Here is a 22,596-nt window from a genome sequence, read left to right on the forward strand (position 1 = left end):
GGTTGGAATCCGCCGCATAGCGCAGGAAGCGCCGTCCGGTCGGAGTGGATCCCGTAAAGGCCACCATGTCCACATCCATGTGCAGGCCGATCGGCTCTCCGACGTCCTTGCCGCCACCCGTGACGACATTGAAGACACCGGCCGGGATACCCGCCTCATGAGCAAGTTCGGCAACGCGCAAGGTGGTCAACGTCGTTTCCTGAGCAGGCTTGACGATGACCGAGCAGCCCGACGCCAGAGCAGGTCCGATCTTCCAGGCGAGCATCAGAAGCGGGAAGTTCCAGGGAAGCACGCAGCCGACGACGCCGATAGGCTCACGCACGACCATGGTCAGTGCATTGGAGCCGACCGGAGCAGTATTGTCATAAAGCTTGTCGATCAGTTCGGCGTGCCAGCGGATGGTGTGGATCGTGTCCGGAACATCGACGGTCTGGCACTCGCGGACCGGCTTGCCGCTGTCGAGGCTTTCCATGACGGCAAGCTCATGGCGGTGCTCCTCGAGCAGCCGGGCGAATTTGAGAAGCGTGGCTTTGCGGTCGCCCGGCGATTGAAGGCGCCAGCGGCCGTCTTCAAAGGCTTGCCTGGCCTTTGCGACCGCGTAATCCACATCCGTCGCATCACAGGCTGCAATCTCGGCAAGCGTTTCACCCGTGGCCGGATTGGTCGTCTTGAACGTCCTGCCGGAGTGGGAGGGGCGAAAAGCGCCGTCGATGAAGGCATTCGTCGGCAGCTCGAGGCTAGCGGCAATCGCCTTGTATTCGGCTGCGGTCAAGGGTTCATGCATGGTTGGCTCCCGACGTGATCTGGGCGACCGTGCGCTTCAGGGTGGCGACGACAGTCTGGAGGGTTCTTTTTTCTTCGGAGGTCATTCCGCGCAGCGGTGCGCGAACGGGTCCGGCCTTGAGGCCGATGATCTCGCAGCCGTGCTTGATGGATTGCACGAACTTGCCGGTTTCGAGAAAATCCATCAGCGGCAGCATGGCCGTCATGATGGCGCGGCCCTTGTCGAAATTCCTCTCGATCACGCAGGCTTCGTAGAGCGCGACATGCTCGCGCGGCAGGAAATTCGAGCCGGCGCAGACCCAGCTCTTTGCACCCCAGGCGAAGAATTCCAGCGCCTGGTCGTCCCAACCGCACGACAGTGCTATATGAGGAAACTTCCGCGCCAGCAGATGGACGTTTGCCATCTCGCCCGAGCTTTCCTTGATCGCCTTCACATTCCTGGATTTGCCGACGCGCGAGAAATATTCGTCGCCCATCATCACGCCCATGCGGGCGGGATAGTTGTAGAGCATGATCGGCAGATTGGCGGCGCGGTCGACCGTCAAGGCGTGAATGGCGTTTTCTTTTGCCGTCGGCAGTGCATAGGGCGGCGACGTCACGAGGATCGCATCCGCGCCGATCCCCTTTGCCGCCGCGGCATAGGCAACAGAATCCTCGGTACGGGTGGCGCCAGTGCCAACGATCAGCGGCAGGCGGCTTGCGATAACCTGCCTGGCGTAGGCGGCAAGGTCGAGACGTTCCTGCATGGATTGGGCATAATATTCGCCGGTGGAGCCGCCGATGATGATGCCATGCACTTTGGCCTCGACGAGCGATTCCAGGACCGCTGCGAAGGCGGTCTTGTCGATCTGGCCGTCCGGTCCATGCGGCGTGATTGCGGGGGTGTAGATGCCTTCGAAATTCAAGACGATTTCTCCATCGATGCAACGGGCACTTCGACGAGCGCGTCCGCCTTCATGCCTTGTGGGGCGATGAACATCTCCATGTTCTCGCGCGACAGTTCCCAATGCTCGAACACCAGGTCCACGACGGTGTCTTCATCGTGCTGCGCGATTGCCGCGATGAACCCATCATGGTGTTCCACGGCGAGCTGAAGCCGTTCGCGCATGTCGTCGTTCCTCGGCCGGAAGAAGGTGTGGCCGATGCGTGCATGGTCGATCAGCAGGCGACCCAGGCTCGGCTGCAGATAGGCGTTGAACGACATTTCTCCGATGATTTCGTGGAAACGATTGTTCTCGAGCACCATGGCGAGGGGGTCGCCGGAGGCGCTTGCCGATCGAAACCGTTCCTGCGTTTCCTTGAGATCGATGAGTTGCTTCGGCTTGAAATTTTGCACCGCAAGCCGGCCGATCGCCGCATAAATCATCGGGGCCACCAGGAAGAAATGCCTGAGGGTCTGATGGTTCATTGGGCTGACGCGGGCGCCGCGGTTTGCCCGGATATCGATATAGCCTTCGCCTTCCAGACGCCGGAAGATTTCCCGGACGGGCGTACGGGAGAGCCCGTATTGTTCGCTGAGACTGACTTCGTCCAAATCCTGATCGGGATCGAGTTCCATCGTCAAAATTTGACGCTTTAGATCGTCGTAAAGACTGTTCTTCCCACCCTTCATTGCGACGTCCTCCGTGAGATACCGCGAGGAGTTGAATTCATCGCCTCCTGCCGATGAGGGAAAGGTCGCACACGCTGATCGGTGAGTCAAGAGAATTGTATACTCTACGTACACAATGAATGTTGCAGAAAAATACAATCCGGCGTTCAGCCTGTACTGGGTCGATCGTCCGGATGAATGCCGGGGTCGATCGCGCCGGATTCCGGCAACATCAGCGGAGGTGCACAGTCAGGCGCACCATTGCCGCCGCGAAACCACGGTCATGAATTTTCGATGAATGCTGCCTTCAGCATCCATTCTGGATCGGAGGCCTATCAAGGAGCCGTTCAACCGCGGTCATATCCGCACATCAGGAGAGCCAAAATGATCCGCACGTCCATTATCAGCATCCTTGTTGCCACTGCCATCGGCGGCACTGCAATGAGCCCTGCTTTGGCAAACGATGTACGCATAGAGCAGTACGGCTGGCACAATTCGGCCGGCGGTGCGCAGAACGGCCACAGCAACCGCGTCCGCTTCTACCAGGAGGGGCGCTACAACAATGCCATCGGCCAGCAATATGGTCATCGCAACCTGTCGGCCATCGGACAGGAAGGCAGCAATAACTATGGCGCGACCTATCAATACGGCAGCCGCAACGTGGCTGGCATCGGACAGTTCGGCTCGAACCACACCGCAATCTTAACGCAGGACGGTAACGACAACATCACGGCCGGTGTCCAGGTCGGCCATGGCTGCAGCGCCAATGTCAGCCAGGGTGGCGGCGGCAATGTCGCCGCTTTCGTCCAGACCTGCGATTGACCTTAGCCCAGCGGGGCCGGGATGGCTTATTCCCGGCCGCTCCCCAAACCACGACAAGGAGATAATCCATGGTTGGCTTCGACAGACGCATTTCCGTCGTCGTGGCGGTTACACTTGCCGGATTGGCCGCCCTCGGCGCGAGCGCTGCCGTGCTCGACGCCGATCGGTCGCAAACTGGGCCGGTTCGCTGCGAGATCCGCGACAGGATTGATGGCGATACCGTCTTTCTCGAACCTCTCGTGCATTCCGACAAGGACGCAAGCGGCACCTATAGTGTCAGCGTCTCCGGCGGTGGCGAGGGAGGCTCCTCGAACATCCAGCAGGGCGGCGATTTTTCGGTGACGGCCGGTCGCACAGCGTCGCTCGGCCGCATGAGCGTCGGTGCCGCCCGTGCTTCCTACGACGTGAAGCTCAGGCTGAAGCTGGACGGAACAAATGTCAGCTGCAGCAAGCAGGTGACCGGTGCGTTCTGAATGTCATTTTGGGAAAACCACTTAGCTTTCCGTCCGGAACTGCATAGGCGCAAACTTTAGAGCCACTCGGCGTTTCAGCAAACCGCCGAGTGGCTTTCGCCGGTTGGCGCCGGCAGTTGCGTGGAAGCCCGTACACTGTTTGGGGTCCGCTCGGTTAAATGGTGGGTGAACGGCGTCTTCCGACACGGTTCAGCTTGGTTTTGCGAGAGTAAGACATTGGCTGATGACGGCCGAACAAGGAGAGACATCCATGAACCGCAAGTTTGCCACCACCCTGGGCAGTGCCACGATTGCAGCATTTCTTGGCCTTTCGGCGCTGGCCGGTCCCGCCAATGCCGGCGGTTCGATCGCGTTTTATCTCTCGCCCCAGAATGCAGAGGATGCCGACATGATGGACCTGGGTTTGAGAGCCTATTCCTTTTACAAGCATGTGCGCAGCGGCGCCGACATTCGCCAGCGCGGGCGAGGCAATTATGCCGGCGGCGCCCAGAATGGACGGGATAACGTCGGTATCATTCGTCAGGAGGGTAACGGCCATTCCGCCACGCTGCGGCAGAACGGCAACGACAATTCCTACGGGCTCTTCCAGTTCGGGCGGAACACCGATACGCAGATCGTACAGGATGGCGAAGGGCAAACTGGGGCGGCGCTGCTGTTCGGCTGGTGACTCAACCACATCATCCGTTATCACCAGTAGCGTCGTGTACCGTGCATGCGGGATCATAACGCATGATATGCGCTTGCCGATCTACCTAAAGGTGGCGTCTGCTGGCAGCACCTCGAACTTCCAGAATTTTTCGGGCGTGAAGTAGGCCTGGGCGATGGCGCGCACGCTCTGTGCCGTAACGTTCTGGTAACCATTGCGAATGGTGCGCAGAAAATCGATGCGCCGACCATCAGCCTGTATGCCGGAAAGTTGCTGCAGCCAATAGTCATTGCGTTGGCGCCGCTGGTCGAGGCTTTCGATGAACGGCTGTTTGGCGCGTGCAAGTTCATCCGCCGAAATATCGGCGGTGCGCAGATCACCTGCGATCTTTTCGATGATCTCGTAAAAACGCCCGATCTCGTCGGGCGTTGTCTCCACATAGACAAAGGCATAGCCGTAGCCCGGGAAAACTTCGGAGAGCACCGTATCGCCGCGAGGAGTGTAGGTCGCGCCCTCCTTGCGGCGAAATTCCGTGGTTAGCCTATCAAGAAGTATCCGTCCGGCAATTCTCGTCGCATAAGTGCGTGGCAGATCGGACAATAGATCACCCATGGGAACGGCAACCAGCGCGGCCGCATTGTCGTTGCGCTGAAGCTGATGCAGCACGACCGGCTGCTTCGTTGGCGCGGGAAAATGCACGGCCGGTCCATCGACTGTCGGCATCGTCGCCGGCCGTGCGGGCAACGCGCCAAAGGTCGCGGCGGTAAGACGGATTGCGTCCTCGATCGTCACGTCACCGACGATGCTGATATTGATTGATCCTTTCGAGAGATAGGGCTCGAATTGTGCCCGGAAATCCTCGGGCGAAACCGAGGATATCAGCTGACGGTCGGCGACGGCCCAGCGCGGATCGCCCGCATGCAGCAAGCCGGGAAGAAAGCGATCGGCTATGTTGCCGGCCGTCAATTCGCGATCGCCGAGACCGTTCTGGTAAGACGATTGAAGCTGTGTAAAGGCTTGCGGACGATAGGCCGGGTCGGAAGCATAAGCAGCAAGCATCTGCATTTGCGTTGTCAGATCCTCGGGACGCGTCTTGCCTTGAAGTGTGAATGCCTCATCGTTGAACGAGAAACGAATGCTGACTTCCTTTCCCGACAGAGCCTGCCACATCTCATCGTAACCGATTGCTTTCAAGCCGCCGGAAACAAATGCGGCTGCCGTCCAGGCCGCCGTTTGCCGAGCGATCGGAAAATCGCGCCGGCCGTGGCCAATATCGACGCGAACAAGCACCTCGCCCTCATGCAACTTTGTCGGCTTGACGGCCAAATGCATGCCATTTGCGAAACTCACCAGGGTGATGCCGAGATCTTCGATGGCACGGGTCTCGCTTACCGAACCCGACGGGCCGAATGTGGTATATGGCCATAGAGGAGTGGTGATGGGTGCCGGCGCCGAAATGGGCGTGGCCTGCGAAGCCTTATAGGCCTTTTCGACGGCGGCCTCCGAGCCGGTCGGCACCTGTGGTGTTTGCAGGATGATGCGCGGCCCGTTGACGGCGATAGCCTGTTGCAGCGACTTGTTGACATCGGCCGCTGTCAGCTTTCTTGCTGTGCTGTCGAAGAGCGTAAGAGCTTGGGCGGGGGACAGGAAGACTTTCCCTTCAGCGATACTCGCGGTAAGCCCGTCGGCGATGACGGCGCTGGTCCGCGCCGCATCGCCTACCGCTGCCGTCTGCAGAGTGGTGCGCTCTTCCAGCAGTTCACGATCGACTTCTGATTGGAGGACGCCGAATTTGGCTAGGCGATGCTGTTCCTGGTCCAGGACGGTCAATGCGCTTTGCCAAGCTCCGGGTGCAATTTCCGCAGAGATGGTGATCATATCGGCGGATTCGAGCAGGGTGCCGGCGCTAGCTCTTGCCTTGAAGAATGGAGCACCGGGTTGATGCGCGAGGAGGTCGAGGCGATGCGCGAGGATACGCAGCCCGATTTCCCGGACCGACTTCTGCCGACGTGAGATACGCGTATCCGATGCTTCGTCATGAGGGCGCATCCAAGCGAATTCCAGAAGCCCTATGCCACTTGAGGTTCTGAGAATGTCGACCCCAGCCTGGCGTTTTCGGAATGCACCGAGAGAGCGTCTCGTCGCAACGGGGCCGTCGGCAGACCAATCATCGAAACGTCGTCTGATTTCCGCCTCGACCGTCGCCGGCTCGATATCGCCAACGACAATAAGGGTGGCGCGATCCGGGCGATAATTGGCATGATAATAGTCACGGAGCCGGTCGATCGTCGCGTTGCGGATAATGATTGTGTCACCGATCGGCCGGCGCAGCGGTGCGAGCTGACCGGCAAGGAGCAGGCTCTGGAGCGCATGATCGGCGCGTGCCTGCGGTGTGTCGGTCTGCCTCTCTTCGGCAAGCACAACGCCACGTTCGCGTTCGAATGCGGCCTCATCCAGCCTCAGTTCACTGGCGGTTTCGCGCATCAGCATCAAGCCAGTCGATACCGTACCGGCGTCGGCCTCTGGAAGATTAACTTTGTAAATGGTCTGATCGAAATAGGTGTGGGCATTAACGTCAGGCCCGAATGTCAACCCCTTGCGTTGAAGGAGAGCGACCATGTCGTCTTCGGCAAAGTGTGTGCTGCCTCTGAAGGCCATATGTTCGAGAAAATGTGCCAAACCGCGCTGGTCATCATCTTCGTCGCGAGATCCCGCTTCGATGCGGAAGCGGATCGCTACCTGACCGGTCGGCGTGGCGTTGTGCATGACGGCAAACTTCATGCCGTTCGGAAGCGTCCCGTATCGTACGGCCGGATCCGGTTGCAAATCGCTTGCAGCCTGCGGCCAGGCTGTGGCCGGCTGAGCGGCCTGGAGCGGCGATGTCACGGCGAGTAGGATTGCGAACGACACCATGGCGCCCAGATGCCGCATCCGTGCAGAAAATCTCGAATTGAGGAAGGACATGCAAGTCTCGGGATGGAGAGGGGATATGTTACCGGCGGCACTATCGAATAGGTTGCGCTCGGTATCAATAGCCATGTCTGCAAGAAGGCAACCTGGAGCGAGTTGCCGATGAAGCGGGCGCTCTGCCATGAGCGGATGCGAATGTCGCGGATTTGGGACCCTAATCGGTATCTTGGACGGGGCGATTGCTTAAAACTATGATCCAAGAGCCAGTCGATCATTTGATAATCGTTCGGAGTGTCGCCAGCTACGGCATTGCTATTTGCGGGCAGAGTGCGGGATGGGCCGGCGCTGCCGGCCCATGGACACTCAATCTTGCGCGATCGCCGCAGGTGCCGCCGCCGGCTCCTGCCGTCCAAGCCGGTCGGCAACCAGCATCGACAACATCATTTCCACAAGGCCATTGGTCGCGCCCTTTTCGCCAGCGCCACCGCCCACCTGGATCTGCGGCACGAGCGGCAGCCTGCCGTTCTCGATCGCCTCGGCAAAGCGCATCAGGACCTGCGAATTGAGCTGATAGTCCGGGCCGCCGAACGCCGCGACTTTCTTCTCCGTAGCTTCGGCTTCCGCCAGGCCGACGGCGCGTACTTTCTCAGCATCGGCAAGACCGGTCGCCTTGATGCGCTCGGCATCGGCAAGCGCAATGGCCTTGATCCGGTCAGCCTCGCCCAGACCGGCAAGCCGTACCTTCTCGGCTTCCGCCTTGGCGGTAACCTGAATGGTTTCCGCCTGCTGGCGGGTACGGGCAAGTTGCGCCTTGCCCTCGTTCTCGCTGATCTCGATAGTGAGCGCCGATGTCGTGATCTTGGCCTGTTGTTCTGCGAGCGCTTCCTTTTCGCGCAAGGTGCGCTCCTGAATCGCAGCCGCTTCCTGCAGTTTATAAGTCTCGACCTTTTCGACGGCAATCTGGCGTTCGCGCAACTGGATCAGGATCTGCTCGATGCTGTTCTGGCCGTTGCTGGCGCGCGGCGTGCCGATCAGGACCTCCTGCAACTCGAGACTGTAGGAGGCAAACTTTTCGCGCATTTCCTCGCCGGATTTGCGCTGAATCTCGCTGCGTTCCTGCAAGAGCTCGATCAGCGTCTTGGTCTGGGCGATATTCTTGAAATAGGCCGATACCATCGGATCGAGCGTCTGTTCGACCAGCCGTTTGATATCCCCAAAGCGCTGTACCACCAGTGGTGCCTTCATATAGTCGATATGGACGACAACCGAGAGCGGCAGCACGGGTTCGAACGCATCCTTGGTGATCAAGGACACTTCGGAGAGATTTTCGTCCAATCGGTGCTCGCCGAACTGCTCCTTCGTCCATTTGAGCACGAAATTGGTGGTGGGCACGATGACGATATTGCCAGCATAGGTGTTGAAGGCATATTTGCCCGGCAGAAGGGGCGTCGACCAGACGCCACGGGCGCCGGTCTCGACCAGTTCTCCATGGCGATAGGTCTGGCCGGAGAGGTCCGCGCCGCGACGACCGGTATAGGAGACGACGACACCAACCGTGCCAACGCCGATAATCGTCTTATCGACCAGCTCGACGGTTGCGAAGATGCGGTTGAGGAAGTAGCTGCCGTCGGCAAGCACCTGCAACTGACGGCCACGATAGCCGCCGGCATTGAGAAACTTCTCCGGATCCTGGAAATTGTTATGGAAGTTCGGATCTTTCGGATCGTTGGCGACGGTCGGCGCGATAATTTCGCCATCGGGCAGTGCCGGGCCGTCATGGATGGTCACGATGCCGATCATGTCCTGCGCGTCATGGATGACGACGGGCTCGAAACCCTCCCGCTCGGTAATCAGCGTCGACATGTCGGCAAACAGTTGCTGTTCGGAGGAGCCGAGATTGACGGCATAGATCGATTGCGCGGTCAGCACGATGAATTGCGCGAGATTGATGGCATAGGTGCCTTCGCGGAGAATTTTTCGCTGCGGCCCCTTCTGCCCGCCTTTTACGAGAAAACCGCGCACGTCCTGAAAGTCATCCGCTTCGATATTCGAGGCAAGAGTCTGGGTCGGCGGCAGCGGCTTGCCGTCGCGGGCAAAGACATAGCCGATCTGCCCCTGGGGAATGGTCACGAGATTGGCGCGGTGCATCGAATACTGGAACGGCATGAAGAAATGCAGGCCGCCGCGCACGACGTCCGGCTGGAAACCCGCTTCGCCGTTGAGTGCAATGAAGCCGTTCCTGACGGAGCCACGGAAACTCCACAGCTTTTCGAGGATGCCAAGTCTGTCGTTGGGGATATAGCGGATTATGCCGCTCCACCGAAAAAGTATTGCCAGCACGATGACGGGAACGGCGATTTCGATCGCCATCCATTCAATCGGACTGAGATTGGGTAGGGCTTCCATCTCTTCTCTCCTATGGGCGCACGGGTTCGTCCACCCGACAGCCGCCCGGTTGGTATTGGTTGATAAAATGGGAGATTGCATACCTACGCGCTCGACGCACCAATGATGTGTCGAAGTTTAGGTGGCTCATTGTCTGGAGAAATAACCACGTGCCCTCAGTCCCCACCGAGGAAGGGCGTGGTTTTGATGCGGTCTCACATCGGTGTTGCCTTGATAGACATAACGATAGACGACGTAGGCATTACGCTCATAGGTTTAAAGATGTTCAAGGCGGAAATCGGATAAGTACTTCCGGCGATTTGGCTATTTCGAGCATTTGATTCTACTGAACTATGCCGGCGTCTCGAAGCTCCCAAGTCGCCCTTTGAGATTCACATGAGCTCGACGTGGAATGGCAGGCCTTTCGGCCGCAACGCGGCTGACATTGACAGTCATCCCCTCCCGCAGGATACAAGGGCATGACACAACACACCCATGAGACCCATCCCGAGATCGTCAAGCGGCTCAAGCGTGCCCAAGGACATTTGAAGAGCGTCATCGCCATGATCGAGGACGGCAAGCCGTGCCTTGACATCGCCCAACAGCTGTCGGCCGTCGAGAAGGCAATCGTCAACGCAAAGCGCACCCTCATTCAGGATCATCTCGATCATTGCCTAGAAGAAACCATCGGAGCCCTCCCGCGCGACAAGCGGCAATCCATCGACGAATTCAAGACCATTACGAAATATCTCTAATGGTATGGCCGATCTGTCGGTCTATTGCGGATTGCTCGGGGCGGCTTTCGGTGCAGCAGCGATCCTTTTGATGCAGGCGGCCGCCAAGGCCGGGCGTTATGTTGCCCCGGCTGCAACGGCAAGCCTGGCATGGCGGCTTCCAGGCACGAACAATAGTTCCGCGGGAATCGCAAGATTGATGCCGACACGATATCGGCAGCAACAGCGCCAATTCACTTGCTGATATTCGGGGATCATTCACCAAACAACGGCGCTTGACGAAGGCCACTCTTCAACGAGCAGAAGGGAAAGTATCGTCAGGCAGGATGCGGCGATCACGACGATGAAGGGGACGGAGCGGAGAAGCCTGACGATTGCAGGGGTTGCGATAACGAGCGCTATCCGGAACAGCATCACGATCCAGTCGGCGACAGTGGGGTGATCCTTCTTGTACACGGCATCCCTCCCGCAGCATGCAGCTCAATGACTGTGGTCAGGTTCGCAGGAGAGCGTCGGCGACAAGCGAACGTTCCGGCCGCAAGCCTGGCGACACGCAGCAAAAACGAATTCCGTGCAGAAATCGTGGAGATTGGGTGTGAAACTGGTGGATGCTCACCGAGCCGGTTCGGCAGGAAAGTCAGGTGCCGGGGTCGCAAAGGGACGTCACCGGTGATCGCAGGTTGCGGTTCCTTTCGGGCCTTATGATTCGATCAGGCGTTCGGCGCTGAACTTGTCCGTTATCAGCGTATCGATAACGCCGATCCTCAAGGCGCCGGCGATCGCCGCGGTCTTCTTCGCGCCGCCGGCGAGCGCGATGACCCGGTCGACCCGTTCGAGGTCTTCCAGCGGGAGGCCGATGACGCGCTCGTCGAGCGGCGTCTTTACCGGCTTGCCGTCCTTGTTGAAAAAACGCAGCGATATGTCGCCGACGGCACCTGCCTCGGCAAGGTCCGCAAGCTCCCGCGACGAGAAGATGTTGCCGGACCGTGAAAGCAGCTCCGATGGTTCGACGGCTCCGATGCCGACGATGGCGAGTGTGATGCTGCCGAAGAGATCCATCGTCTCCCGCACGAAGGGGTCCGTCTGCATCAGAAGCTTGGCCTCGCGCGAGGTCGTGACGCCTTGCACCGAAAGAAGCTTCGGCTCGGCTCCGGTCAGTCGTGCAAGTCGGGTGGTAAGCTGGGTGGCATGCGTCTGGACCGACGGGTCGCCCATGCCGCCAAGCGTCTGGACGACATATTTGGCCTGGGCGCTCTTCTGGGGGTGGATATTTTCCACCATCTTGAAGATCGTCTGGCTCCAGCTCGACACGCCGATGATCTCGCCGGGTGCAAGGGTCACTTCCAGAAGGTGAGCAGCAGCTTCGCCGATCCGGGCCATGATGGCTCCGTCCCGGTCTTCGGTGCATTCGACGACAATCGCTTCGGGAAGACCGTATTTCTCGCGCAGCGCTCCTTCGAGTTCGCTATACGTGCCCACGGGCGGAATGACGCTCGTGCGCACGATATCTTCCGCCTCGGCCCGCTTCAGCATTCGCGAGACGGTTGCCTGCGATAGACGAAGGTGCTGCGCGATCTCCGCCTGCCGCTTCCCTTCAATGTGGTACATCTGGGCAACTCTTGAGATGAGGCGGAGTTCGTTAAGGCGAGCCATCGTTGACACCGGAGTGAATTTTTATTCACCTTTAGCCGGAGTTGCGCGCAACGTCGAGCGGGCCAGCGCATCATTCCACCTATTCAGGAGGGCCGTATCGTCGATATCTTCCGGTTCGATGACTTCAGTATTTCTCGGAAGCGCCGCGATGGCATCGAGATCCGGCCAGAGGCCGATCGAAAGGCCTGCAAGATAAGCGGCACCGAGCGCCGACGCCTCGGGTGCCTCGCACTGGATGATGGCGTGTTTTACCAGGTTCGACACGCACTGCATGAGAAAACGGTTTCGGCTCGGCCCGCCGTCCACGTAGAGCGTGCCGAGTTCGCCGCCGCTTTGCGTCCGCATCGCCGTGATCACGTCATAAACCTGGAAAGCGATCGAGTCGGTGACCGAACGGGCCATCTGCGCACGGGTGGTGCTGAAATTGATCTGCGAGAAGAGAGCGCGGGCGTCGGAATTCCAGTAGGGTGCACCCAGCCCCACGAAGGCAGGCACGAATCCCGGCCCTCCCGGTTCGGCGGTTGCGGCAAGGTCGACCAGGGCAGCCACATCCGGAAGGCCCAGAATGTCCGCCATCCAGGGCAGGCTCGCGGCACAAACGAGGATGTTGCCTTCGAAGGCGAAGGTTGGCTGTCCGGCGATGCGCCAGGCGACCGTTGTGGTAATGCCGTTGCGCGGTGCGATGAAGCGCGGCAGCGTTGTCATGACCGAAGACCCGGTTCCGAAGGTCGCCTTGCCATCGCCCGGTTTGAAGGCTCCGTGGCCGAACAAGGCCGCATGGCTGTCGCCGATGGCCGACCTGATCGGTGTGCCGTCCGGGACGCCGGCAAGACCCCTTGTGGTTCCAAAATCCGCGGAACTATCGAGTACTTCGGGAAGGAGCCGGATATCGACCCCGAAAATCGCGCCCAGTTCTTCGCTCCAGGCTTGAGCTTCGAGATCGAGCAACTGGCTTCGTGCTGCATTCGAGGCATCGCACACATGCTTGCGACCGGCGGTAAGGCAATGAATGAGCCAGCTATCGATCGTGCCGATACGGACCTTTCGCCCATGCGCGACCCGATCGAGAAGCCACCGGAACTTCGGACCTGGAAACATCGGATCGAGAGGAAGGCCGGTCAGTGCTTCGACACGCTCCGAATGCCCGTCGGCGACGAGACGCTCACAATCCGGCGCGGTGCGCCTGCATTGCCAGCTGAGCACCGGTCCCAGCGCCTTGCCTGTTTCCGCATCCCAAATGGTGACGGATTCCCGCTGGTTGGAAATCGCGATGGCTTCGATTGCCGTGCCGGGCGCGGCTTCCAGGCATGAAGCGATCGCCTCGCAGACGGACGCATGGATCCGTTCCGGATCCTGTTCGACCCAGCCGGGCTGCGGATAGGAGATTCCGACCGGCGCCGACCCTCTGGCGATGATCTCGCCACGCTCTGAAACCAGCGCCGCCTTGGAATTGGTGGTTCCCTGGTCGATTGCCAGAATGGCCCGCATTTGCATCCTCCACCAGAACATGATGCCGAAAAGTGTGAGCGGCTTTCGGACGACACCGTGCTCTGCTTCTTTGATTCTGGGCGGATTCGGATTTTAGGTCGTTTCGACCTAAAATCATCCGGTTCTAATGACACGGCCGGGGCCTATCCGCCCCGGCTCGAATGCGCGCCGTTCGTCTACTTGCGCTTGATAAGCGCTTGTGCGGCGTCCGCAATGGCCGCTGGAGCCATGCCGAATTCGTCGAGCAGGAACTCGGCCGAGCCGGTTGGCGCGTAGATGCCGGGCACGCCGAGGCGCTTCATCGGAACCGGGGCGTTGTCGACGACAACCTCGGCCACGGCCGATCCCAGCCCGCCAAAAATCGAATGCTCTTCCGCCGTCACGATCGCACCAGTTTCTTTGGCGGCGGCAATGACGGCATTCTCGTCGATCGGACGGACCGTGGCGAGATTGAGCACCCTCGCCCTTATGCCGCGTTGGGCAAGAATATCAGCGGCTTTCATCATGCGATGGGTCAGCGTGCCGTTCGCGATGAGCGTGACATCAGAGCCCTCCCGCAGAAGATTGGCTTTTCCAAGTTCGAACCTGTGGCCTTCCGGCAGGAGATCGGGCACGCCGACGCGTGACAGGCGCAGGAAACAGGGGCCGCTGTAGCTTGCCGCCCATTCCACCGCGGCGGCCGTCTCGATGCGGTCGCAGGGCGCAATCACGGGAAGGTTGGGCAGAACGCGCGTCCAGGCGAAATCCTCGATCGAGTGATGGGTCGGACCGAGCTCGCCATAGGCCATTCCGGACGAAATGCCGACGAGCTTGACGTTGGCGTTCGAGTAGGAAATGTCGGCCTTGATCTGCTCGAGAGATCTGCCTGTCAGGAACGGCGAAGCGCCGCAAACATAGGGAAGGCGTCCGCCATTGGCCAGGCCCGCGCCGACCCCCACCATGTTCTGTTCGGCGATGCCGACATTGACCAGACGGTCGGGAAACTTGGATTTGAAGCCGCCGAGCTTCGAGGATCCGACCGAATCGTTGCAGACCGCCACAATCGTCTCGTTCTCGGCCGCGAGGCGCTCGAGCGTCGATGCGAAGGCGTCTCGGCAGTCATGGAGCTTTTGTGCATTCACAGGCGCGTTCATTAGAGTGCCTCCGACAATTCTGCCAATGCGACTTCGTATTGTTCCTTGTTCGGAACCTTGTGGTGCCAGTCGACACGGTCCTGCATGAAAGAGATTCCGTGTCCCTTGTTGGTATGGGCCACGATGCAATGCGGGCGGTCGCTTCGATGTTCGAGTGCCGGGACGACTTCATGCATATTGTTGCCGTCGATTTCGCTAACATCCCAGCCGAAAGCTTCGAGCTTCGGGCGAAGCGGCGCGATGTCGTTCGTATCCGAAAGTGCCGCCCCTTGCTGGAACCGGTTATGGTCGACAATCAAGGTGAGATTGTCCAGGCGGAACTGCGCCGCGGCCATGATCGCTTCCCAATTGGAGCCCTCCTGCATCTCGCCGTCGCCGGTGATCACATAAGTATGGTAGCCGGCGCCCGATAGTTTGGCGGCCTTGGCCATACCGACCGCGACCGGCAGGCCATGTCCCAATGGACCGGTATTGGTTTCGACGCCTGGCACCTTGTTGCAATTCGGGTGGCCATTGAGCCGCGAGTGCGGCTTCAGGAACGTCGAGATTTCGTCCTCGGGAATGAAGCCGCGTTTCGCCAGGGTGACATAGAGCGCGCATGCGGTATGTCCCTTCGAAAGCACGAACCTGTCCCGGTCGGGATGTTTCGGCTGGTCCGGCCAGACACGCAGCACGCGGAAGTACAGCGCGGCCAGGAGGTCGATCACGGACATCTCGCCGCCGATATGCCCGGCGCCTGCCTCGTAGACTGCCTGGAGGTCTCGTAGACGTATCTGACGAGCAACACGTTCAAGTTCGGAAGGCTCCATCGTTTCCTCGCGTGAATAAATATTCATGTATTTATATTTTTGCACAGGAAGATTGTTAGTCAAGCCCCCGCAAGCGACTTCTCGCCAAAACAGGCCAAAAAGACTTGGTTGACAGCATCAAAACAAGTTGGTATTGAATTTTCCAGCATATGTGAATAAATATTCGCACGTGAAAAACGATCGGCCGAATATTGGCCGCTGGCCCTAAGCTCCAGGGAGGAATGATGGTGGCGATCGACGTCAATGGACAGAGCCGTCCGTCCGCGACATGGCTGAGCAAGCTCACCGGCGTTACAGGACCGCTGGTAGGATTACTCGCGCTTTGTGTGTTCCTGAGTTTGAGCACCGATGCGTTTCTCTCGCTTCGCAACGGCCTCAACATTCTCGACCAGATCACAGTGCTAGGGATCATGGCCGTGGGCATGACGTTCGTCATTCTGATCGGCGGCATCGACCTTTCGGTCGGTTCGGTCCTTGCACTCGCCATGATGGTCATGGGCTGGACGGCGAATATCGCCGGCCTGCCGCTTGCGGCGGGGATTGCGGTCGCGCTCGTCGCCTCCGCGATAAGCGGGCTGATCGTCGGACTTCTCGTGACCCTGTTCAGGGTTCCGGCCTTTATTGCGACGCTTGCGATGATGTCGGCCGCGCGCGGCGTTGCCAACATGATCACGGATGGGCAGCAGATTGTCGGATTTCCCGACTGGTTCATGATGCTCGCGATCGATCGCCATTTCGGCGTGCTGACCGCGACGGTCTTCCTGATGCTGGCGGTTGTCGCCGTCGCCTGGGTGTTCCTGCACTTCCGCTCCGAGGGACGCATGCTTTATGCCGTGGGCGGCAATCCGGAAGTCGCGCGTCTTGCCGGCATCAATGTCCAGCTCGTGACGATCGCCGTCTATGTCGCAAGCGCCGTGCTTGCAGGTCTCGCCGGTATCGTGCTGGCAGCGCGACTCGACTCGGTTCAGCCGTCGAGCGGCTTTGGATACGAGCTCGACACGATCGCGGCCGTCGTCATCGGGGGAACCTCCCTGTCCGGCGGATCCGGCGGTATCGGCGGTACGCTTATCGGTGTGCTGATCATCGGCGTCCTGCGCAACGGTCTCAACTTGCTCAACGTCTCGCCATTCCTGCAGCAGGTCATCATCGGCATCGTCATCGTGCTTGCGGTCGGTGCGGAAACGATCCGCAGGCGGCGGGCCTGACATTCAGGTCCGTGTCCGGCGGACCTCTAGCAGTTCCTCTCCGAGAGGTTTGGAGCGGATCAAATGCCCGAGGGGGAGGATGTACCCAAGGGTTCACCAAAAAGGAGGAAATGAAATGAAATTTACGCGCATTCTTCTGGCCTCGGCCGCCGTGCTGGCGATGTCACTGGCATCCGTTCAGGCGAAAGACACCAAAAAAATCGGCCTGGCAGTTGCAAACCTGCAGGCAAACTTCTTCAACCAGATCAAGCAGTCCGTCGAGGATGAAGCCAAGAAGCGCGGCATCCAGGTGGTCACAGTGGATGCCAAAGGCGACGGCCCGACCCAGATCAATCAGATCCAGGATCTGCTCACCCAGAATATCGATGCCCTGATCTACATCCCGGCCGGCGCGGCAGCGGCAAGCGTTCCCGTCAAGCTCGCCAAGAACGCCGGAATTCCGGTCGTCAACGTTGACCGCAATGCCGATGGCGCCCCAGGCGATACATTCCTTGCCACGGATTCCGTCGCATCCGCCAAGGCCGTTTGCGACTACATCTTCAAGCAGGCCGGCGGCAAGGGCAAGATGGTCATCATCCATGGCCAGAAGGGCACGACGCCGGAAGTCGACCGCAGCAAGGGCTGTGCCGAATCGCTGAAGGCAAATCCCGGCGTGAAGGTGGTCGCCGAGCAGTATTCCAACATGTGGGCTCAGGACGAGGGCTTCCAGATCATGCAGAACATGCTGCAGGCAAACCCGGACGTATCGATCGTGTTCGCTCAGGCTGACGCGCTTGCACTCGGCGCCGCGCAGGCGATCAAAGTGGCAAACCCGTCGCAGAAAATCGTTGTCGGCGGCTTCGATGGCGATACGGCGGCTCTCGAAGCACTGAGCAAGGGCGTCTTCGACGTCACCGCGACCCAGCAGACACAGAAGATGGGCCGCGATGCGGTCGCCAATGCCGTCAAGCTCGTCGCCGGCGAAAAGGTGCCTGCCGTGCAGCTCATGGACGCCACGCTGACGACCAAGGAAAACGTGGCAGGCTTCATCGCCAACCATCCGTAATCGTGCCGAAGTCTTGAGGAGGTGTGCCGTGACTGAGCCCGTTCTTTCCCTGAGGGGCATATCCAAGCGCTATGGACCGCTTCAGGTGCTGAAGAATGTCAGCCTGGATGTCCATCCGGGGGAAGTGGTGGCACTTCTTGGTGAAAACGGCGCCGGCAAATCGACATTGTCGGGCATTATTGCCGGATCACGCACGCCCTCCGAGGGAACCATGACATGGCTGGGGCAGCCCTATGCCCCGGCCACTCCGCGCGACGCCATCGACAAGGGTGTCGTGCTGATCCATCAGGAACTGCAGCTTCTGCCGCATCTTTCGATCGCCGAAAATGTTTTCATCGGACGATGGCCGATGAAGAACGGCGCCATTGATCGCCCCCAGATGGTCCGGCGCGCGCAGGAGCAGCTCGCCCGCCTCAATCTGCATATCCCTGCGACGCGCAAGGTCGCCGGCCTGTCGACAGCCAACCAGCAGCTCATCGAAATCGCAAAGGCGCTGGCGCTCAATGCCAAGCTGCTGATCCTCGACGAACCGACCGCCGCGCTCGGTGGAGCGGAAACGGAGGCTTTGTTCGAGCAGGTGAGAAAGCTCCGCTCGGAAGGCGTCGGCATCATCTATATCTCCCACCGCATGGAAGAGATCAGGCAGATCACCGACCGCATCGTCGTTCTGCGCGACGGCGAGCGCGTCCAGGAATTTGCCGACAGCGCTACACCCGTTCGCACGATCGTCGAAAGCATGGTCGGCCGCTCGCTTGACCGGATGTTTCCGGCTCTTCCGGAGCCGACGGATCGCGTGGTGCTGCAGGTCAACGGCCTGACCTCTCCCGACGACTCCTTTCGGGATGTGACGTTCGACGTTCGTGCCGGTGAAATTCTCGGCATTGCCGGACTGGTCGGTGCCGGCCGCACGGAGCTTGTCCGCGCCGTTGCCGGCGCGGATCCGATCAGCGCCGGTTCGATCAAGCTGGAGGGCAAGGAGCTCAAGCTTCGCGATCCGGCGGATGCGATCGCAAAGGGCATCGTGATGGTGCCCGAGGATCGCAAGGAACAGGGCCTCGTCGTCGGTCACCGCATCAGCGAGAACATCGTCTACGCCAATCTCGATAAGCTCGGCGGACGCTGGATCACATCGCGCGTCAAGCGCGCCTTTGCCGAGAGGGCAGTGGCGAAGTTCGGCGTCAAGGGCCGCGCCGAGCAATATGCCTCGGACCTGTCGGGCGGCAACCAGCAAAAGGTCGTCATCGCGAAGTGGCTGATGCGCGATCCCAAGGTCGTCGTCCTCGATGAGCCGACCCGGGGCATCGATGTCGGCGCCCGCGCAAGCATCTACGACATCATCGTGAATCTGGCGAAACAGGGTGTGGCGGTCATTGTCGTCAGCTCCGATCTGGAGGAGGTTCTCGGCGTGTCGAACCGCATTCTCGTGCTGGCCCAGGGCAAGCAGGCAGGTATTTTGAACCGTGACGAGGCAAACGACGTCTCGGTCATGGAATTGGCGACAATCTAGACAAACAGAAAGGAAGAGCGGTGTCCGACATCACTCTGAATGCCCCGAAGCTTTTCGATCTCAGCGGACAGGTTGCGCTTGTAACCGGAGCCGGAAGCGGGATCGGGCAGCGCATCGCAATCGGCCTTGCGCAATGCGGCGCCGATGTCGCACTTCTTGATCGTCGCTCCGACGATGGCTTGGCGAACACGGCTTTGCATATCGAAGCGGCCGGCCGGCGCTCCATCCAGATTGCGGCCGACGTCACCAGCAAATCCTCTCTGGAGGGAGCGGTTGCCCGCACAGAGGCGGAACTCGGTCCCCTGACGCTTGCCGTCAACGCGGCCGGCATCGCCAATGCCAATCCTGCGGAGGAGATGGAAGAAGACCAGTACCAGACATTGATGGACATCAACCTGAAGGGCGTTTTTCTGTCCTGCCAGGCAGAGGCACGCGCCATGCTGAAACATGGGCGCGGATCGATCGTCAACATCGCATCCATGTCCGGTGTGATCGTCAATCGCGGCCTCAGCCAGGCCCATTACAACGCCTCCAAGGCCGGCGTGATCCACATGTCCAAGTCGCTGGCGATGGAGTGGGTCGGCCGCGGTATCCGCGTCAACACCATCTCGCCGGGATATACCGCGACGCCGATGAATACGCGCCCGGAAATGGTTCATCAGACGAAGCTCTTCGAGGAGCAGACGCCGATGCAGCGCATGGCCGGCGTTGACGAGATGGTAGGCCCCGCCGTCTTCCTGCTGTCCAATGCCGCAAGCTTCGTGACGGGCGTCGATCTGCTCGTCGATGGCGGCTTCTGCTGCTGGTGATGTGATGAAGAAGCTCATTGCCGGCAACTGGAAAATGAACGGTCTCGCTTCCTCCCTGGCTGAGATCGAGGCGCTGAAGGGAGTAACCGGCGAGGCGGCGTGCGACATCGTTGTCTGCCCGCCCTTCACGCTGATCGAGAAGGCGGTCGCGCGCACCGAAGGCTCGGCGATTGCCGTCGGCGCACAGGATTGCCATGCCCAGGCTTCAGGCGCCTACACCGGCGACGTTTCCGCCGAGATGCTCGCCGAAATCGGCGCGCGCTTCGTCATCCTAGGACATTCCGAACGCCGATCGGCGTACAGGGAAATGGATGCCGCCGTCGCCGGCAAGGCCGTCGCGGTCCATAGGGCAGGGCTGGCAAGCATCATTTGCGTCGGCGAGACGCGCGAAGAACGCGACGAGGGAAGAGCGATCGACGTTGTCCGCGCTCAGCTTGAAGCATCCATCCCCAACACCGCGACCAGTACGAATACGACGATCGCCTACGAACCGGTATGGGCGATCGGAACCGGATTGGTTCCGACCCTCGAACAGATCGAGGAGATGCACTCCTCCATCCGGCAGATGCTTAAAGAGCGGATGGGAGGGGATGGACAGCATGTCAGGATCCTCTACGGCGGCTCGGTCAAGGCGCAGAACGCAAAAGCGATCTTCGGTGTTTCCAACGTCGATGGCGCGCTCGTCGGAGGGGCATCTCTGAAGGCGTCGGAGTTCACCGGGATCATCCTGGCCGCCGTTTGACGCGGCAAATGCAGGCAGTGCGACCGGTCCTCCCTGAGAACCGTTGCCAGCCAATAGCGCGAAAGGAATAAAAATGCTTCGTTTCGAAAACAGGACCGTCGTCATCACCGGCGCAAGCCGCGGCATTGGTGCTGCGATTGCCAAACGCTTTGCGCGCGAGGGTGCCAATCTTGCGGTCTCCGCCAACGAGGAGTCCGTCCATGCGGTCGCCAATGCGATCAAGGCTGACGGCGGAAAAGCGATTTCCTACGTCGGCGACGTCACGGACAAGGCCAGCGTGAAAGGTCTCTACGACGCTGCCGAGACGGCATTCGGCGCCATCGATGTTTCCATCCAGAATGCCGGCGTCATAACCATTGCCCGCGTCGAGGACATGACCGAGGGCGAATGGGACAAGGTCATGGCCGTCAACACCAAGGGCGTTTTCCTCTGCGCTCAAGAAGCGATTGCGCGCATGCGCAAGCATGGCCGTGGCGGTCGTATCATCAATACCGCCTCAGGTCAGGCCCGCGATGGCTTCATCTACACGCCGCATTACGCGGCATCGAAGATGGGTGTCGTTGGCATTACCCAGAGCCTTGCAAAGGAAGTCGCGACCGAGGGCATTACCGTGAATGCCTTTTGTCCCGGCATCATCGAAACAGACATGTGGGCCTATAATGACCAGGCATGGGGCAAACTCCTGGGCAACTACGGTCCCGGCGAGCTCATGAGGGAATGGGTAGAAGGCATTCCGATGAAGCGGGCCGGATCAGGCGAGGACGTGGCCGGTCTCGTCACTTTCCTTGCGAGCGACGATGCGGCTTACATTACCGGACAGACGATCAACGTCGATGGCGGCCTGATCATGTCGTAGTTCGACAATGAGGAACGGTGCGTTCATCGGGCGGATCGGATTCTCCCAAATTCAGCAATCAAAGCCTCTTGCGGAATGAGGCAGTGATCCCTTATCTTTCACCTGTTCTCAGGGCGGGGTGCAATTCCCCACCGGCGGTATCGAGGTAACTCGGAGCCCGCGAGCGCCTTCCGAGCATTCGGAGGGGTCAGCAGATCCGGTGAGATGCCGGAGCCGACGGTCATAGTCCGGATGGAAGAGAGCAACGCAGGAGACGCCGCTTTGCAGTGGTGTTCGCATGCTTGTTCGCCCAAGGGAAAATGGTGGCTCTGACAGGCCATGCACGCCGTTTCGAACGGCAACCCTTGAAAGGCAGGAAATGGCAATTTCGAAAATTGAAGATGCGATCGCTGCGATTGCGCGGGGCGAGATCGTCGTTGTCGTCGATGATCGCGACCGCGAAAACGAAGGCGATCTCGTGATTGCTGCGGAAGCGGTTACGCCGCAGGCGATCGCGTTCATGATGAACCATGCCCGCGGCCTCATCTGTGTTCCGATGGAAGGCGAGAGGCTCGACGAGCTCGATATCCCGCTGATGGTGCCGCGCAATACCGAAGTCCTGAAGACCGCTTTTACCGTCTCGGTCGATTACATTCCGGGAACCACGACCGGAATATCCGCCGCCGACAGGGCGGCAACCGTGCAAGCCCTCGTCAGGCATGGCTCGCGTCCGGAGGAATTTGCCCGGCCCGGTCATATCTTTCCGCTTCGCGCGCATCCAAACGGCGTCCTGTCACGCCCTGGCCATACCGAAGCGGCTGTGGATCTTGCCCGGCTCGCCGGCCTTGCGCCTTCCGGAGTCATCTGCGAGGTGGCGAACGACGATGGCACGATGGCCCGTCTTCCTGAACTTGAAGTCTTCGCCGAACGGCATCGGCTCCATCTGATCACGATCGAAGATCTGATAGCCTATCGACTGGCGAACAGGCCCGAAAAGGCGGCGTGATCATTCAAAGGCGTCCTATC

The 22,596-nt window shown here is 59.9% G+C and carries 21 protein-coding genes and 1 riboswitch; of the genes, 11 read left to right on the plus strand and 10 right to left on the minus strand.

Features of this window, described 5'->3' with window-relative positions; all coding sequences use genetic code 11:
* The 3 genes from Q4Q11_RS06915 to Q4Q11_RS06925 all read right to left on the minus strand — a co-directional run.
* A partial coding sequence (locus Q4Q11_RS06915; RefSeq protein ID WP_498569039.1) for an aldehyde dehydrogenase family protein occupies positions 1-784 on the minus strand: 784 nt, incomplete at its 3' end.
* The gene (locus tag Q4Q11_RS06920; protein WP_498569040.1) at positions 777-1,688 is read right to left on the minus strand and encodes a dihydrodipicolinate synthase family protein; all 912 of its coding nucleotides are present in this window, start codon (positions 1,686-1,688) and stop codon (positions 777-779) included. The genes Q4Q11_RS06920 and Q4Q11_RS06915, both read right to left, overlap by 8 nt.
* On the minus strand, positions 1,685-2,395 hold the full coding sequence (locus Q4Q11_RS06925; RefSeq protein ID WP_498569068.1) for a GntR family transcriptional regulator: 711 nt from the start codon (positions 2,393-2,395) through the stop codon (positions 1,685-1,687). The genes Q4Q11_RS06920 and Q4Q11_RS06925 overlap by 4 nt, the downstream gene beginning before the upstream one ends.
* A gap of 363 nt (positions 2,396-2,758) precedes the next feature.
* Between Q4Q11_RS06925 and Q4Q11_RS06930 the strand changes: the two genes are divergently transcribed.
* The 3 genes from Q4Q11_RS06930 to Q4Q11_RS06940 all read left to right on the plus strand — a co-directional run bounded on the left by Q4Q11_RS06930 (position 2,759) and on the right by Q4Q11_RS06940 (position 4,336).
* Positions 2,759-3,196, plus strand: coding sequence for a curlin (locus Q4Q11_RS06930; RefSeq protein ID WP_112502354.1), 438 nt, complete (start codon positions 2,759-2,761; stop codon positions 3,194-3,196).
* 68 nt (positions 3,197-3,264) lie between these two features.
* Positions 3,265-3,669 (plus strand): curli-like amyloid fiber formation chaperone CsgH, encoded by a 405-nt coding sequence (csgH, locus tag Q4Q11_RS06935; protein ID WP_498569041.1) that lies wholly within the window; start codon positions 3,265-3,267, stop codon positions 3,667-3,669.
* A gap of 250 nt (positions 3,670-3,919) precedes the next feature.
* Positions 3,920-4,336, plus strand: a complete 417-nt coding sequence (locus Q4Q11_RS06940) for a curlin (protein ID WP_498569042.1) — start codon at positions 3,920-3,922, stop codon at positions 4,334-4,336.
* Between the two features lie 81 nt (positions 4,337-4,417).
* Here the strand turns inward: Q4Q11_RS06940 and Q4Q11_RS06945 are convergent, their stop codons facing one another.
* Together Q4Q11_RS06945 and Q4Q11_RS06950 are read right to left on the minus strand one after the other, a co-directional pair.
* The gene (locus tag Q4Q11_RS06945) at positions 4,418-7,279 is read right to left on the minus strand and encodes a M16 family metallopeptidase (RefSeq protein ID WP_498569043.1); all 2,862 of its coding nucleotides are present in this window, start codon (positions 7,277-7,279) and stop codon (positions 4,418-4,420) included.
* A 309-nt stretch (positions 7,280-7,588) separates the two neighbouring features.
* Positions 7,589-9,631, minus strand: coding sequence for an SPFH domain-containing protein (locus Q4Q11_RS06950; RefSeq protein WP_498569044.1), 2,043 nt, complete (start codon positions 9,629-9,631; stop codon positions 7,589-7,591).
* Between the two features lie 458 nt (positions 9,632-10,089).
* Here Q4Q11_RS06950 and Q4Q11_RS06955 point away from each other — a divergent pair, with 458 nt between their 5' ends.
* On the plus strand, positions 10,090-10,365 hold the full coding sequence (locus Q4Q11_RS06955; RefSeq protein WP_112502343.1) for a metal-sensing transcriptional repressor: 276 nt from the start codon (positions 10,090-10,092) through the stop codon (positions 10,363-10,365).
* 237 nt (positions 10,366-10,602) lie between these two features.
* Here Q4Q11_RS06955 and Q4Q11_RS06960 read toward each other — a convergent pair whose 3' ends face one another.
* The 5 genes from Q4Q11_RS06960 to Q4Q11_RS06980 all read right to left on the minus strand — a co-directional run bounded on the left by Q4Q11_RS06960 (position 10,603) and on the right by Q4Q11_RS06980 (position 15,427).
* Complete coding sequence (locus tag Q4Q11_RS06960; protein ID WP_112502338.1) at positions 10,603-10,800, minus strand: hypothetical protein; 198 nt, start codon at positions 10,798-10,800, stop codon at positions 10,603-10,605.
* 243 nt (positions 10,801-11,043) lie between these two features.
* Positions 11,044-11,997, minus strand: a complete 954-nt coding sequence (locus Q4Q11_RS06965) for a sugar-binding transcriptional regulator (RefSeq protein ID WP_112502335.1) — start codon at positions 11,995-11,997, stop codon at positions 11,044-11,046.
* A 21-nt stretch (positions 11,998-12,018) separates the two neighbouring features.
* Positions 12,019-13,485, minus strand: coding sequence for an FGGY-family carbohydrate kinase (locus Q4Q11_RS06970; RefSeq protein WP_112502333.1), 1,467 nt, complete (start codon positions 13,483-13,485; stop codon positions 12,019-12,021).
* 176 nt (positions 13,486-13,661) lie between these two features.
* Positions 13,662-14,618 (minus strand): transketolase family protein, encoded by a 957-nt coding sequence (locus Q4Q11_RS06975; RefSeq protein WP_112502330.1) that lies wholly within the window; start codon positions 14,616-14,618, stop codon positions 13,662-13,664.
* Positions 14,618-15,427, minus strand: a complete 810-nt coding sequence (locus tag Q4Q11_RS06980) for a transketolase (protein WP_112502463.1) — start codon at positions 15,425-15,427, stop codon at positions 14,618-14,620. The genes Q4Q11_RS06975 and Q4Q11_RS06980 overlap by 1 nt, the downstream gene beginning before the upstream one ends.
* Before the next feature lie 224 nt (positions 15,428-15,651).
* Between Q4Q11_RS06980 and Q4Q11_RS06985 the strand changes: the two genes are divergently transcribed.
* The 7 genes from Q4Q11_RS06985 to ribB all read left to right on the plus strand — a co-directional run bounded on the left by Q4Q11_RS06985 (position 15,652) and on the right by ribB (position 22,576).
* Positions 15,652-16,632, plus strand: a complete 981-nt coding sequence (locus tag Q4Q11_RS06985) for an ABC transporter permease (RefSeq protein ID WP_112502328.1) — start codon at positions 15,652-15,654, stop codon at positions 16,630-16,632.
* 115 nt (positions 16,633-16,747) lie between these two features.
* A complete protein-coding gene (locus tag Q4Q11_RS06990; protein ID WP_113214120.1) occupies positions 16,748-17,677 on the plus strand; it encodes a sugar ABC transporter substrate-binding protein in 930 nt (309 codons plus the stop codon).
* A gap of 28 nt (positions 17,678-17,705) precedes the next feature.
* Positions 17,706-19,184: a sugar ABC transporter ATP-binding protein gene (locus Q4Q11_RS06995; protein ID WP_498569045.1), complete on the plus strand. Its 1,479-nt coding sequence runs from the start codon at positions 17,706-17,708 to the stop codon at positions 19,182-19,184.
* Between the two features lie 20 nt (positions 19,185-19,204).
* Positions 19,205-19,993 (plus strand): SDR family oxidoreductase, encoded by a 789-nt coding sequence (locus Q4Q11_RS07000; RefSeq protein WP_498569046.1) that lies wholly within the window; start codon positions 19,205-19,207, stop codon positions 19,991-19,993.
* A gap of 4 nt (positions 19,994-19,997) precedes the next feature.
* Positions 19,998-20,735: a triose-phosphate isomerase gene (gene tpiA, locus Q4Q11_RS07005; RefSeq protein ID WP_112502461.1), complete on the plus strand. Its 738-nt coding sequence runs from the start codon at positions 19,998-20,000 to the stop codon at positions 20,733-20,735.
* 73 nt (positions 20,736-20,808) lie between these two features.
* Entirely contained in the window at positions 20,809-21,591 is a 783-nt protein-coding gene (locus Q4Q11_RS07010; RefSeq protein WP_112502316.1) for an SDR family oxidoreductase, read from the plus strand.
* 100 nt (positions 21,592-21,691) lie between these two features.
* Positions 21,692-21,838: riboswitch (FMN riboswitch) on the plus strand.
* 111 nt (positions 21,839-21,949) lie between these two features.
* Entirely contained in the window at positions 21,950-22,576 is a 627-nt protein-coding gene (gene ribB, locus Q4Q11_RS07015) for a 3,4-dihydroxy-2-butanone-4-phosphate synthase (protein WP_112502313.1), read from the plus strand.
* Positions 22,577-22,596 lie beyond the last annotated feature (20 nt).

The organism is Rhizobium sp. UFLA01-1127 (assembly GCF_059803845.1).

Excerpts from the sequence above, each read along its gene's own strand:
- Q4Q11_RS06925 (WP_498569068.1), bottom strand. The coding sequence starts at position 2,395 with ATGAAGGGTGGGAAGAACAGTCTTTACGACGATCTAAAGCGTCAAATT.
- Q4Q11_RS06930 (WP_112502354.1), top strand. The coding sequence starts at position 2,759 with ATGATCCGCACGTCCATTATCAGCATCCTTGTTGCCACTGCCATCGGC.
- csgH (WP_498569041.1), top strand. The coding sequence starts at position 3,265 with ATGGTTGGCTTCGACAGACGCATTTCCGTCGTCGTGGCGGTTACACTT.
- Q4Q11_RS06940 (WP_498569042.1), top strand. The coding sequence starts at position 3,920 with ATGAACCGCAAGTTTGCCACCACCCTGGGCAGTGCCACGATTGCAGCA.
- Q4Q11_RS06945 (WP_498569043.1), bottom strand. The coding sequence starts at position 7,279 with ATGTCCTTCCTCAATTCGAGATTTTCTGCACGGATGCGGCATCTGGGC.
- Q4Q11_RS06950 (WP_498569044.1), bottom strand. The coding sequence starts at position 9,631 with ATGGAAGCCCTACCCAATCTCAGTCCGATTGAATGGATGGCGATCGAA.
- Q4Q11_RS06955 (WP_112502343.1), top strand. The coding sequence starts at position 10,090 with ATGACACAACACACCCATGAGACCCATCCCGAGATCGTCAAGCGGCTC.
- Q4Q11_RS06965 (WP_112502335.1), bottom strand. The coding sequence starts at position 11,997 with ATGGCTCGCCTTAACGAACTCCGCCTCATCTCAAGAGTTGCCCAGATG.
- Q4Q11_RS06970 (WP_112502333.1), bottom strand. The coding sequence starts at position 13,485 with ATGCGGGCCATTCTGGCAATCGACCAGGGAACCACCAATTCCAAGGCG.
- Q4Q11_RS06975 (WP_112502330.1), bottom strand. The coding sequence starts at position 14,618 with ATGAACGCGCCTGTGAATGCACAAAAGCTCCATGACTGCCGAGACGCC.
- Q4Q11_RS06980 (WP_112502463.1), bottom strand. The coding sequence starts at position 15,427 with ATGGAGCCTTCCGAACTTGAACGTGTTGCTCGTCAGATACGTCTACGA.
- Q4Q11_RS06985 (WP_112502328.1), top strand. The coding sequence starts at position 15,652 with ATGGTGGCGATCGACGTCAATGGACAGAGCCGTCCGTCCGCGACATGG.
- Q4Q11_RS06990 (WP_113214120.1), top strand. The coding sequence starts at position 16,748 with ATGAAATTTACGCGCATTCTTCTGGCCTCGGCCGCCGTGCTGGCGATG.
- tpiA (WP_112502461.1), top strand. The coding sequence starts at position 19,998 with ATGAAGAAGCTCATTGCCGGCAACTGGAAAATGAACGGTCTCGCTTCC.
- Q4Q11_RS07010 (WP_112502316.1), top strand. The coding sequence starts at position 20,809 with ATGCTTCGTTTCGAAAACAGGACCGTCGTCATCACCGGCGCAAGCCGC.
- ribB (WP_112502313.1), top strand. The coding sequence starts at position 21,950 with ATGGCAATTTCGAAAATTGAAGATGCGATCGCTGCGATTGCGCGGGGC.